13 protein-coding genes are annotated in these 12,435 nt (G+C 63.4%); 3 read left to right on the top strand and 10 right to left on the bottom strand.

What is annotated here, in order from left to right; genetic code table 11:
* Positions 1 to 1,042, top strand: a 1,042-nt coding sequence (locus tag ACIQ2A_RS23470) for a family 1 glycosylhydrolase (RefSeq protein WP_398483977.1), incomplete at its 5' end; no start/stop codon positions are given.
* Positions 1,043 to 1,129: 87 nt separating this feature from the next.
* On the opposite strand, the gene ACIQ2A_RS23465 is transcribed toward ACIQ2A_RS23470, so the two are convergent.
* From ACIQ2A_RS23465 to ACIQ2A_RS23445, 5 genes are all read right to left on the bottom strand, one after another.
* Positions 1,130 to 1,969 (bottom strand): phosphodiesterase, encoded by an 840-nt coding sequence (locus ACIQ2A_RS23465; RefSeq protein ID WP_398483979.1) that lies wholly within the window; start codon positions 1,967 to 1,969, stop codon positions 1,130 to 1,132.
* On the bottom strand, positions 1,966 to 3,027 hold the full coding sequence (locus ACIQ2A_RS23460) for an ABC transporter ATP-binding protein (protein ID WP_398483975.1): 1,062 nt from the start codon (positions 3,025 to 3,027) through the stop codon (positions 1,966 to 1,968). Before ACIQ2A_RS23460 ends, ACIQ2A_RS23465 begins: the two co-directional genes overlap by 4 nt.
* The gene (locus ACIQ2A_RS23455; protein ID WP_398483973.1) at positions 3,024 to 3,809 is read right to left on the bottom strand and encodes an ABC transporter permease; all 786 of its coding nucleotides are present in this window, start codon (positions 3,807 to 3,809) and stop codon (positions 3,024 to 3,026) included. Before ACIQ2A_RS23455 ends, ACIQ2A_RS23460 begins: the two co-directional genes overlap by 4 nt.
* Positions 3,810 to 3,813: 4 nt before the next feature.
* Positions 3,814 to 4,629, bottom strand: coding sequence for an ABC transporter permease (locus tag ACIQ2A_RS23450; RefSeq protein WP_398483970.1), 816 nt, complete (start codon positions 4,627 to 4,629; stop codon positions 3,814 to 3,816).
* 186 nt (positions 4,630 to 4,815) lie between these two features.
* Positions 4,816 to 5,823, bottom strand: a complete 1,008-nt coding sequence (locus tag ACIQ2A_RS23445) for an ABC transporter substrate-binding protein (protein WP_398483968.1) — start codon at positions 5,821 to 5,823, stop codon at positions 4,816 to 4,818.
* A gap of 225 nt (positions 5,824 to 6,048) precedes the next feature.
* On the opposite strand from ACIQ2A_RS23445, the gene ACIQ2A_RS23440 reads away from it, so the two are divergent.
* Complete coding sequence (locus ACIQ2A_RS23440; protein ID WP_398483966.1) at positions 6,049 to 6,528, top strand: hypothetical protein; 480 nt, start codon at positions 6,049 to 6,051, stop codon at positions 6,526 to 6,528.
* Between the two features lie 22 nt (positions 6,529 to 6,550).
* Here the strand turns inward: ACIQ2A_RS23440 and ACIQ2A_RS23435 are convergent, their stop codons facing one another.
* Together ACIQ2A_RS23435 and ACIQ2A_RS23430 are read right to left on the bottom strand one after the other, a co-directional pair.
* Complete coding sequence (locus ACIQ2A_RS23435) at positions 6,551 to 6,850, bottom strand: hypothetical protein (RefSeq protein ID WP_398483964.1); 300 nt, start codon at positions 6,848 to 6,850, stop codon at positions 6,551 to 6,553.
* A 95-nt stretch (positions 6,851 to 6,945) separates the two neighbouring features.
* On the bottom strand, positions 6,946 to 7,887 hold the full coding sequence (locus ACIQ2A_RS23430; RefSeq protein WP_398483962.1) for a hypothetical protein: 942 nt from the start codon (positions 7,885 to 7,887) through the stop codon (positions 6,946 to 6,948).
* A 320-nt stretch (positions 7,888 to 8,207) separates the two neighbouring features.
* On the opposite strand from ACIQ2A_RS23430, the gene ACIQ2A_RS23425 reads away from it, so the two are divergent.
* A complete protein-coding gene (locus ACIQ2A_RS23425; protein ID WP_398483959.1) occupies positions 8,208 to 9,353 on the top strand; it encodes a diguanylate cyclase in 1,146 nt (381 codons plus the stop codon).
* A gap of 5 nt (positions 9,354 to 9,358) precedes the next feature.
* Here ACIQ2A_RS23425 and ACIQ2A_RS23420 read toward each other — a convergent pair whose 3' ends face one another.
* From ACIQ2A_RS23420 to ACIQ2A_RS23410, 3 genes are all read right to left on the bottom strand, one after another.
* The gene (locus ACIQ2A_RS23420) at positions 9,359 to 9,976 is read right to left on the bottom strand and encodes an Isoquinoline 1-oxidoreductase subunit (protein WP_398483957.1); all 618 of its coding nucleotides are present in this window, start codon (positions 9,974 to 9,976) and stop codon (positions 9,359 to 9,361) included.
* Complete coding sequence (locus tag ACIQ2A_RS23415) at positions 9,973 to 10,503, bottom strand: (2Fe-2S)-binding protein (protein WP_398483955.1); 531 nt, start codon at positions 10,501 to 10,503, stop codon at positions 9,973 to 9,975. Before ACIQ2A_RS23415 ends, ACIQ2A_RS23420 begins: the two co-directional genes overlap by 4 nt.
* Positions 10,500 to 12,435: xanthine dehydrogenase family protein molybdopterin-binding subunit (locus ACIQ2A_RS23410; RefSeq protein ID WP_398483953.1), on the bottom strand; the 1,936-nt coding region annotated here is incomplete at its 5' end. The genes ACIQ2A_RS23415 and ACIQ2A_RS23410, both read right to left, overlap by 4 nt.

The raw sequence follows: 12,435 nt of genomic DNA, 5'->3' as shown, positions 1-12,435 counted from the left end.
CGAACTGCTCGCCAACGGCATCACGCCCTATGCGACGCTCTATCACTGGGACCTGCCGCAGGCGCTGCAGGATCGTTTCGGTGGCTGGGCCTCGCGCGAGACTTCAAAAGCGTTCGGCGATTATGCGGGCCATGTGGCAAAACACATCACCGATCGCGTGACAAACGTCTTCACTATCAACGAATGCGCGACTTTCGTGGATTTCGGCTATGGCATAGCGCCGATCGAAATGGCGCCGGGCATCAAGTCGACGCAGAAGGAGCTGAACCAGATCCGCCATCACGTCGCGCTCGGTCACGGGCTCGCGGTGCAGGCGGTCCGTGCGCAAGGCCGCGCCGGCACGGAAGTCGGCGTGGCGGAGAACCTCGCTTCCTGCATACCGGTGATCGAGACGCAAGAGCACATCCGCGCCTCGGAGATCGCCACGCGTGAGATGAATGGTGGCTATCTCACCGTGATCATGGAAGGCCGCTACACCGATGCTTTCCTGGCTTATGCCGGCGCGAACGCGCCCGTCTTCACCGACGAGGACTTGAAGATCATCGGCTCCCCCATCGATTTCCTCGGCCTCAACATCTACATGCCGCAGCACTATGTCGCTGCGCCCGCGGATGCCGGGGGTTTTGCATTGATACCGACACCCGCATCCTTCCCGCGCATGGACTCCGACTGGCTGCGCGTCGGACCGGAAGCGATGTATTGGGCACCGCGCAACGTCGCAAAGCTGTGGAACGTGAAGAAGATCTTCATCACCGAAAATGGTGCATCCGCGTCAGACAAGCCGGCGCCGGATGGTCGCATCTTCGATCTCGACCGCATCATGTATCTGCGCGCCTATCTCGGCCAGTTGCAGCGCGCGACGTCCGAGGGCGTACCGGTCCAGGGCTATTTTCACTGGAGCCTGATGGACAATTTCGAATGGATCGACGGTTTTGAGAAGCGGTTCGGGCTCTATCACGTCGACTTCAACACGCAGAAACGCACGGCGAAACTGAGCGCGGAGTTTTATCGCAAGCTCATCGCGGGGAATGCGCTGGTCTAAGGTCGATGCGACGCGCCGAGCTTGCGCCCCCTCACCCGCCGCGAAGGCGCGGCGACCTCTCCCCGGTGGGGAGAGGTGAACCGAGCGCTACAGTAACTTCCCGTCCGCCCCGAAGAACGGATGCGGGCCGTCGAAGTCGCCGATCGGCACCTGATGCGTCACGAGATGGCCGCCCTCGCCGTCCGGAAACCAGACATGCAGATGGAAAGCGGGCGGCTCGACGCGGAAGGACGGCGGGCGGACCTCGGCGAGATCGAGATCCACCGCATGGTTCGGCGCCGGGCAGATCGTTGCCACGGTGCCGGCAAAAGTCGTCAACGTCGCGCGATGGACATGACCGGCCGCGACGATGCGGATGCGCGGATGTTTGCGAACGATCACGCCAAGCTCGCCGGCATTGTGCAGGTCCTGCACATCCATGTGTTCGATGCCGGTGCGGAATGGCGGGTGATGCAGGAACAGCAGCGCCGGGCGGTCATTGGACGAGCCGAGCGTCGCGTCGAGCCAGGCCAGCGTCTCCTGCTCCAGCGTGCCATAGGGTTTGCCCGGCACATGGGAGTCGAGCAGGATCACATCGAGCGGGCCGATGGTGCGCGCCTGATCGAGCGGACCAGCTACATGCGCATAGGCCCAGTCGGGAAATGCCGCGCGCATCATGTCGCGGCCGTCGTGATTGCCGGGCACGCCGATGAACGGGATTTTGAGCGGCGCCAGCAGACGCCACAGATGCTCGTATTCGCCGGGCGTCGGCGTATCGACAAGATCGCCCGAGATGACGACAAGATCCGGCCGCGGCTCAAGCGCGTTCAGCTCGGCCACACAGCGCTCCAGCGCCTTGGCCGTATCGACCTTGTTGTAAGCCAGTTCGCCCGGCGCCTTGATGTGCAGGTCGGTGATCTGCGCAATGATGGTCGGTTTCGACATCAGTCTTCTTTCGGCAAGACACGAACGGCACTGGGCGCGATGGAGAGACCCACGCGCTCACCGGCCTGCACATTGATCCTGTTTGACGCGTCCACCGTCAATGGCCGGTTCGCCGCACCGGTCACGATGACGCGCTGGCGGTCGCCGATGAAGCTGACGCTCTCTACAGTGCCGCGGAGGAAGGCGTCGCCTTCGGGCACGATGCCGATGGTCTCGGGCCGGATCATCGCCACCGCGGCCGGCGCATCGGCGGCATCGTTGAGCGCCAGCCAGCCGCCCGGCAGTGTCAGGCGTCCGCCTGCGATCGGCCCCTCGACGATATTGGCAGCACCGACGAATTCGGCAACGAAGCGATTCTGCGGCTCGAAATAGACTTCGCGCGGCGTGCCGATCTGGGCGATGGCGCCCTTGCGCATGACGACGATACGATCGCCGAGCTCCATGGCCTCGGCCTGATCATGCGTGACATAGATCGCGGTGATGCCGAGCTCGCGCAGCAGACGATTCAGCTCGCTGCGCAGCCGGTCGCGCAGTGAGGCATCGAGCGCCGTCAGCGGCTCATCGAGCAGCAGCACGCGGGGACGGACGGCAACGGCACGCGCAAGCGCCACACGCTGGCGCTGGCCGCCGGAGAGCTGATCGATGCGGCGGTTTTCCAGCCCGCCGATATTGGTCAGCGCCACCATCTCGGCCACGCGCGCGGCGCGCTCGGCCTTGCCGACGCCGCGGATCTTGAGGCCGTAGCCGATATTCTCGGCCACGGTCATGTTGGGAAACAGCGCATAGGACTGGAACACCATGCCCACATGGCGCTGCTCGATGGGCGTCGTCGTCACGTCCTGCTTGTCGAACAGGATGCGGCCGCCAGCGTCCGGCGTCTCGAGGCCGGCGATGATGCGCAGCATCGTGGTCTTGCCGCAGCCGGAGGGGCCGAGCAGCACCAGCGTCTCACCGGCCACGATATCGAGCGAGGCCGGCGCCAGCGCCTGGGTGCCGTCGGGAAAGGTCTTGCCGCAATTGACGACATGCACGGCCGCGCCGTGCGAGGGGGTGACACTCATCTGGTTTGACTCTTGTCGGCAAATATCTGCATCGCCACCAGCAGCGGCACGATCATGATGAAGAAGATCAGCGTATAGGCGGAAGCGACTTCGAGCCGCATCGAGGCATAGCTGTCGGCAAGGCCGACCGGCAGCGTCTTGGTCAGCGGCGTATGCAGCATCCAGGTCAGGTTGAACTCACCGAGCGACAGCGTGATCACCATCAGCGATCCCGCGAGGATGCCGGGCATCGCATTGGGCACGATGACATTGCGGAAGCGCGTCCATGGCGAGGCGCCGAGCGAGGCGGCGCCCTCGTCCAAGGTCTTGATGTCCACCGAGGCGAACACCGCCATCACCGAACGCACCATGAAGGGCATGGTGAAGATCACATGGCCGGTGAGTATGAACAGCCACGACTGCCGGAAGCCACCGAAGCCGCCATAGGTGAGCAGCAGCGCCAGCGCGATAGCGAGGCCGGGAATGGCCAGTGGCAGCGTGATGATTTCCTCGATCACGCGCGACAACCGCCCGCCCCGCACATGCAGCGCATAGGCCGCAGGCACGCCGACAACGAGTGTCACTGCAAGCGTTGCGAAAGCGATCAGAAACGACAGACCGATCTCGCTCCTGTAGAGGCCCCAGACCTGCACGACCCATTGCAGCGTGACGCCGGACTGGATGCCGCGGAAGTAATTGACGGTGACGCCGGCCGAGATCGACAGCACCACGGGCACGACCAGGAATGCTGCGACCAGTAGCGTGAAGCCGAGTTGTCCGGCAAAGATCAGGCGATCGCGCATCCGCTCACCCCGCCGCGGCGACGGTGCCGCCGCTCAGTGAGCGCGCCAGCGCAAGGATGGCCCAGGCGATGACGCCAAGGCCGATGGAGAGCGCCGCCGAGATGGAGAAATTCGCCGCCAGCGTGAATTCCGTATAGATCAGCATCGGCAGCACATCGATATTGGTGGCCAGCGTGAAGGCCGTGCCGAACGCCCCCATCGCCGTTGCAAAGGCAATCGCGCCCGAGGCGACGAAAGCCGGTACCAAAGCCGGCAGCACCACATCACGCTGCACGCCCCACGGGCTGGCGCCAAGCGAACGCGCAGCCTCTTCCAACCCCATATCGAGTTTCTGCACGGCGGCCATGATGGTGAGGATCACGCGCGGGATCGAGAAATAGAGATAGCCGAGAAACAGGCCGAAGATCGAATAGGCGAACACCACCTTCTCGCCCGACAGCGCCAGCGTGATCGCGCCGACAAGGCCCTGGCGGCCAGCGAGCAGGATGATGAGGAAGCCGACGACGACTCCCGGAAACGCGAGTGGAAATGTCAGCATCGCAATCAGCACAGTGCGGCCGGGAAAGCGATGCCGCTGCAGAAACAGGCCGGCAATGGTGGCGATGACCAGCGTTGCGACCGTCGTCGCGGCGGCAAGCACCACGGTGTTGATCAGCGTAGCGCGATAGCGTGGCTCGGTGAGAATGGCGAGATAGGCGCTGACGCCGCGTGGTCCATCGGCGCCGACGGCGACGAGTTGCGCCATCGGCAGGACGAAGAAGGCAGCCGTGACCACTACAAGAGGTAGCAGGCAGACTGAGATGAAGTTGCGGTGTGACATCGAGAGAAAGCCTGCGGCCATCCTTCGAGATGCCCGCTACGCGGGCTCCTCAGGATGAGGGCGGAGTATAGCACTGCAGAAGACCCTCATGGTGAGGAGCGGCCTTCTTAGGCCGCGTCTCGAACCATGCAGGCCGAGCCCTATCCTCATCCATGTGGTGCCGCCGTACAACGGCACGATACTGCATCAACGAACTTCAGCGAGATAGCGGTCGCTAAAACCCTTTTGGGCCAATTCCATCTTGCCCCAATCCACGCTCTTGGCGCGGGCATATTCGCTGTCCGGCAGGAACTTGGCCTTCACCGCGTCCGGCAGCTCGATCTTGCGGGCTGGACGGAGATAAGCATTGGTCCAGATTGCCTGCCCCTTGTCGGACAGCAGGTAGTCCATGACCTTCTTGGCCTTGTCCTTATGCGGCGCGTTCTTCACGAGACCGACCACATACGGAAACACCACGGTGCCTTCGCAGGGAATGACGAATTCGAAATTGCCCTTCTCGCTATATTTCGCGCGATAGGCATTGAAATCGTAGTCGAACAGGATCGGCATTTCGCCGGAGACGACGCGGGCGTAGGAGGTCTGCTTCGGCACCATGGCATCGTTCTTCTTCAGCTCCTTGAAGAAGGCGATTCCGGGATCGAAATTGGTGTCCGAACCACCGAGTGCCAGATTGGCGGCCACGGCGCCGACATAGCCGACGGCGGCCGAGGTGGGATCGAGATAACCGACCATGCCCTTGTAGTCGGGCTTGGTGAGATCCTTCCAGCACTTCGGCACCGGCTTGCCGCCGAGCGCGTCCTTGTTGACGAAGAAGCCGAGCGTGCCGGAGTGGATCGTGGTCCAGTAGCCTTCTGCATCCTTCAGGCCGGCATCGACCTGATCGAAGCCCGCGGGCTTGTAGGGCTCGAGCGCATCCTGCGCCTTCGCCTTCATGCCGAAGGTGACGCCGAAATAGCCGATATCGCCGACCGGATTGGCCTTTTCGGCGAGGATCTGCGCCAGCGCCTGGCCGGAATTCTTGTTGTCATGCGGCATCTCGATGGCGAGATCGGTTTTCACGGCCTTGATCATCGAAGCCCAGTCCGCCCATTCCGGCGGGCAGTTGTAGCAGATGACGTCGGCGGCGCGGGCCGGCTGCGAGACGGCGACGAGTGCCAGCGCGCACATGGCGAAGAGCAAGCGGGTGGGTTTCACGGCGATCGGCTCCATCCTGGCGCGGGCCAAAAGCCGGCGCAGCGAGGTCTGAGGGGGAATGCGTGCCGCCCCACTATAGGCCGTCCATGAAACTTTTGCGACAAAGCTAACCCGCAGCGCGTTTGTGCACCGCCGAGCGAACGCCCGGGACCCAGCAACGGCCTTCCCTATCGACATACCCGATGGCTGATGGTCAGATCGCGTATCGCAACAAAGAGACTCACTGTGAGCGAGACTGAACGCGACCGTGGACTGCTGAGCCTGATTGATCGGTTGGTCAAACGGCCGGGCGGCAATGCAGCCACGAAGCCATTCGAGCCGGTCAAGTTCGATGCCGGCACGGCAAAGAGCGCCTCGGGCGACAAGACGGGTGCGGTCGATGACGGCGCACGCGAGGGTCTCGATCCCATCGTTCCCGAAGACAAGCCGCTTGTGTCGCTCGAACCGCAACTCGCCGTGGAGAGCACGCGGGAAGTCAGCCGCGACGAACTGGCCGAGCTGATCATCAAGGCGCTACAGGCCGGCGAAAAATATCCGACCAACGGTTTCGAGATCGTCGTCTACGGCTCGCGCCCATGGAATGCGATGCTGCGCATCCTGCCGGCGGCGGGCGCCGTCAAGGCGGACATCTGGCGCGACCGCTTGCAGACCGTCGTGCTGCTGTTTCGCGACCGCTACGAGATCAAGGAGACCGCGGACGCCTGATGCGTCCGCGCTTTGGCGAGGGCTATTTGCCGCCGCCGATATTGCCGCCCTGGATATGGCCGAGCGAGTTGTTACCGAAGGCGGAGTTGCCGTTATTGCCCTGCATGGATGCGCCATAGCCGGGATAATACGGCGTCCGGCCGCCGCGCATCATGCCGTAGGAGCCATAGGCCGGCCCGCGCTGATAGCGGTGTCCACCGCCGTAATACTGGCTGTGATGATGCGAATGATAGCCACGCTTCATCTTTTTCGCCGAAGCAGCGGTCGTTGCGAAACTGGCGGCTAGCAACACCGCCGATGTGATTGCCAATATCTTCTTCATGTGTCGCACCTTTCTGTCTGGGAGTGAAACGCGGTGCAAGGCGTCCCGTTCCGAAACACAGCCCGGTGCGACAGCTGAAGCAGCAGTTTTCGCGTTCAGGCGGCGGCTTCGCGCTCGATCACCCGCAGACGGACGAAGGCAGCCCATGCTGCACGGAAATCCGGTCCCTTGGCATCGATGGCCAGCAAGGCACGCTCGGCGTCGCGGATCTCCTGCAGCGATGGCCGCGGCACATTTCCTGATTCGGATTGCGCCCAGCGCTCCTCGACCGCCTTTGCCAGTGCCAGAGCTTCCGCATTGCTGCGCTTCGGCGCCGGCTTCGACAATTCATCCCCTGGAGGAAATACGGGCCATGCCGCCGGCGGCTTGCTGGCCTGCCATTCGGCCTCGTCGCCGATCACCGGCTTAGTGGAGGCCACCTTGAACGGACCGCCCTGCTGGCCGCCCGCTGACGCCGTCTGCTGCCCGGAGAAATGCTGCAACTGCTGCTGCATGGTGCCGCCGACACCGCCAGTGCTCGCATTGGACGAGCCCCCCGCGATGCTCGACAGCGCCGCTGTGCTTGTCCCCGCGCCCGGCAATGCCTTCTGCATCGCCTGCATGGCGGAGGCGCCCGGCGAACCGGAGAGCCGCAACTGCGCGATGCGCTCTTCCTCGGCGGTGACCGGACAATTGCGATAGGCATCATGGCGCTGCGCGATGGTGCCATCATCGTCGATGCGCGCGAAATCGATCGCGACGGTGTAGACGAACGCTTTGTGGCCCGCGTAAGCGCCGGTCTTGTCCTTCGCCCGAACGGCACCGCAGACATATTTCTTGCCGTCGGACTCCACCGAACGCAGCCCTTCGAACTCCGCCGACGACGGATTGATCAGCAGCCGCGACACCGCGGTGCGGGCCTTGGACTGATTGGTGGTGAGCACCGCATCGATCACTTTTTCGGGCTTGATGAAGGAGGGCTGATAATAAAAGACCGATGCGGCGGCGAAAAAGATGGTACCGATGCCGCCCGCGATGGTCGCTGCTGCCAGATTCATGTGCGCCCGCCCTTTTCGCCTGAGCGCGACGGTTCGGCCCGGCTTTCGTCCCGGCTCCCGCCGAGATCCCCGGAAAGGTCATAGCGGATGCGCCTCTAGAGTTGGTTACCGCGATGGCGACAATTGCGGGTTGGTGTTCCCAACCATACCGGCCGGCGCGTCATGCCCCGTGCAATTTCAAGCACATGCGGCATGTCACCACGCCTTTTCAACGGGCTGGCGTAACGTTTTCGTCACCATAGAAACCGAATGGCACGACGGTAGTCTGGTGCTAAGAAGTGTGGCGTAACACGCGCCATCTCTCGCCAAGCCATCGGGTCATGTTGCTGGACCAACACTCACTTTTCATCGCCATCGGCGTGTCCTGCACGGCGCTCGCATTCACTTTGCTGGCGACCTGGATCGTTGCGCGGTCGGAAACCTATCTGCTGACATGGTCCACAGGCCTGACCCTGACCGTGCTGGCGCTGCTGTTCTATCTCGGCATCGAGCGCTACGATGCCAATTATCAACTCGTGACCTTCACGCTGCTGATCCTGGGCTTCGGCCTGATCTATCGCGGCACCATCCAGTTCTGCGCCCATCGTTCGAGCTGGACCGTCACGATCGCGGCGACGGCGCTCGGGCTGGTGCCGACCGTCATCGCCTTTGCGACCGGCTATACCGGCATCGGCACCGCTCTCGCCAATTTCGCCATCGCATTGCTGACCACACTGGCCGCGCATCAATACTGGGAAAGCCGCTCCGAAGCGCCGCTGCTGATGGTCACCAACGCGCTGCTTTACCTGATGACGGCAGCCTCCTTCGCGGCTTGCGGCTATGTGCTGCTCGCCAATGGCCAGTATGTGCTGACCGAACGTCCCTCGAACTGGGCCGAGGAATTCAACTCGCTGATGGTGATCGTCGGCCTCACCGGCATTGGCGCGCTGTCGCTCACCATCAACCAGATCCGCACCACCAACCGGCACAAGTCGGAGGCCTTGACCGATCCGCTGACCGGCCTGCTCAACCGGCGCGCGCTGTTCGACGACACCGCGCGGGCGGTGCCGCAGAACACCGCGATCCTGCTGATGGATCTCGATCACTTCAAGACGATCAATGACAGGTTCGGCCATGCCGCTGGCGACCGCGTGCTGCGCGTCTTCGCCGAAGTGATCTTCTCCAATATCCGTGCGCAGGACGTCGCCGCCCGCCTCGGCGGCGAAGAGTTCTGCATCATGCTGTCGTCGTCGAGCCCGAAAGCCGCCTCCGCCGTTGCAGAGCGCGTCCGCTCGACGCTGGAAGGCCTGACCTTTCAGACGCCGGAGGGCATCATCAGGGCCACCGTGAGCATCGGCGTTGCGATCCGTTCAACTGAGCCGGAAACGCTGCAGGCCATGCTCAACCGCGCCGACGCCGCGCTCTACCGCGCCAAGGCCGACGGCCGCAACCGCGTGCACATCTCGGATTTTCACCTGGCGGCGTGACCGCTTTATTTGACCGGGCAAGCCGCGCCGCTTTTCGCCCACGCCTCGACCAGAGCTCCCGCGACAGCCTGCGTCCCCGGTGCCGGTTCGCGTCCATAGCCGGGCGCCCAGGCCCAGCCGACCAGCGTATCCTTGCCGATATGGTCGATGAGATCCTCGACCTTGCGGCCGCCATTGCGGGCGGGGTCCTTGATCTGCGCACAGATCTCCGCGACTGTTTTGCCTTCCCACGCCATCTCGATCGGCGCGAGATGCCATTCGTGGTGACCAGGAATGCGGCCCGGCTCGAAATTGGCATTGCCGTGACATGAGTTGCAGCGCATCGCCGCGGTGCCATGGCCATCCGGACCACGCATGACCGGCGGCTGATGCAGACGCTTCACGTCCCCTTGGCGGGGCACGTCACCGGCGGGATGGCAATTCGTGCAGCGCGGATGCGTCAGCACCTTGCCGAGTTCGCTGAAGATCGCAGCAGAGCGCGCTCGGGTGTCGACGATGCCGTTGAAACTCTCGGGCGTGGCGAGGCCTCTCGCTCCGCCCTGCCCGGCGGCATAGGCCGTGAGCATGCTCATGCCGAGTGTGCCAACTACGACCAGGGCTTTGACGCGCATCTCCGACGTCATCCGCGCGACTCCTGCGTGAGGTAGCGCTTAGGCTCACCGAGGATCACGTCGCGGACCGCTTCGTGATATTTGACATAGCCGGTGCAGCGGCAGAGATGCCCGTCCAGCGCTTCGGCAATCAGCTCTTCGAGGCCGGCGCGCGGCACCGGTGTTTTCTCCAGACGTTCGAGAAAGACCTGCCCTTCATTGAGGAAGCCGGCAGTGCAATAGCCGCATTGAAACGCAAAATGCGTGATGAAGGCTTTTTGCAGCGGCGACAACTCGCCATTCTTGGCATGGCCCTCGACGGTGCGAATGGTCTTGCCGTGAAAGCTTGCAGCGGGGAGCACGCAGGTCGGGCTGGTGCGACTGCTGCCATCGGGCTCGTCGATGATGACCGCACAGCTGAGGCACTGCGCGGCACCGCAGCCGAATTTGGTGCCGGTCATCCCGAGATATTCGCGCAAAAAGTCGTTCATCGAGAGATCGTCACGCACCTCCGTGGGCGCATGGACCTGTCCGTTGATGGTGATGCCCAGTGTCGTCACGCGAGCGCTCCCTTGAGCATGGCCTGTGTCACGGGCAGCGCCGAGAAGCGCTTGCCGGTGGCGTCATGAATGGCGTTGAGCAGAGCCGGCACGATGGGGATCATCACCACTTCGGCCATGCCTTTCGGCAGTTCGTCCGGTGTCTGCGGCGGCATCATCTCGATCTCCATGTCGCGCAGCGGCAGGTCCGATCCGCGCGCCACCAGGTAGTCGCCGAGATTCCATTTGCCGTTGCCGGGGCCGCCTTCGAACGGCGGCAGCGTTTCCAGCAGCGCGTAACCGACGCCCATGGCAAAACCGCCCTGCGCCTGGCCGAGCACGACTTCCGGCACCAGCGCCTGCCCGCATTCGAACACGCTATAGGCTTTGGCGATGCGCAGCGCGCCAGTCGCTTTCTCGATCTCCACCCGCACGGTCGTGCCGCACATCGATGTATAGGCGGTACCCATGCGATTGTTATCGGTGGGTGGAAAGAACACGCTGGATCGGACGATGCGCGTGAACTTGCCGCTGCCACGACGGACCGCGAGCCCGTCGATCTCCGCGCGATACTGCTCGCCATCGATGGGGAAACGCGCGCGCGACCATGACCAGCGCGAGAAACCATGCGCAACCGCGCCGGTGACGAGATTACGCGCATGCGCCGTGGCTGCGAGCGTTGTTAGCGGCAGTGACGGTTGGCCGGCCAATGTCAGGAGGCCGTCCTTCCACACCGCTTTATTCAAGTCCTTGGCACGCGGATCGCGGCGATCGATCTTCCACAGCGCCAGCGCTGCGGGCCATAGGCCGAAGCGGAAGATCACGCGCGCTGCCTCGGCCGATGCATGGGTGCCGACATGGGCGCCGATCGACGCAGACGTCGCCGAGCTGATCGCAGGTACCCAGCGCGTATCCTTCTCAGCCTTGTCCTGGGTCTTCTGGTCCATCGTGTAGCAGTCGCCGGAGGTCACCAGCTCCAGCGCATCGAACACGCCGACCTGGGACACCGCGACTTCATCGGCGATGCCGCCGAGATGTCGCGCCACACGATTGGCGAGCGCCGTGCCGATACCGTTGCCCATCTCGACGTGATCGCAATAGATCGCGATCCGGCCATCCGGGCTGAGCTCGACGCGACCGTTCGAACAATCGCCGCCAGTGCCGTAATCCTTGGTCACGCAGGCAACCCCGATGCCAACCAGCATGCCGCTCGCAGCGCGCGCCTTCTCCGCCTCGCGTTGTTGCCAGATCGGATGCTGTTCGAGCTTGTCGAGCACCTCGGTGGTGCGCACGGAGACGATATAGGGATTGCCGGTCATCGTGCGGCCGTCTTGCTTCAACGCATTGCGCCGCCGGAAATCGATGGGATCGAGCGGCAGCGCTGCCGCGGCCTCGTCGATCAGCACCTCCAGCGCCGTCATCGTCTGCAGCGATCCATAACCGCGCATCGAGCCCGCCGTCACGCCACGCGTATGCTGCGCCACCGTGGTGACGTCCACTTTCGGCACGTCATAGATTCCGATCGCCGCCGTCGCCGCGCAGGTGGCGACATTGGGCGAGAAATTCGCGAGCCCACCGCCATCCAGAATGTGATCGGCCGCGAAAGCGGTGATCTTGCCGCTGGCACGATCCACCGACATGCGTGAGCGCATTTTGATAGCATGGCGTTTAATACCGCCCTGAAACTGCTGATAGCGATCATGCGCCAGCCGCACCGGACGATCCGGAAAGAACATCGCCGCCAACGCCACATACAGCACGAAGGGCGTATGATCGCGGCCACCGAAACCGCCGCCGACATAAGCGAATTGCGCGTTGATTCTGGCCGGCTTGTACGGCGCCTTCGCCTCGCCGAACAGAAACGCGATCGAATCTGCGGCTTCATAGGGCGACTGAACACCGAGCACCAGTTCAAGCGCCTTGTCCTTGGCGCCGTACCAGCCAAGCCCGCAT

Source organism: Tardiphaga sp., from assembly GCF_044336785.1.
Classification (GTDB): domain Bacteria; phylum Pseudomonadota; class Alphaproteobacteria; order Rhizobiales; family Xanthobacteraceae; genus Tardiphaga.
This window is presented reverse-complemented; position numbering and strand designations above follow the sequence as displayed.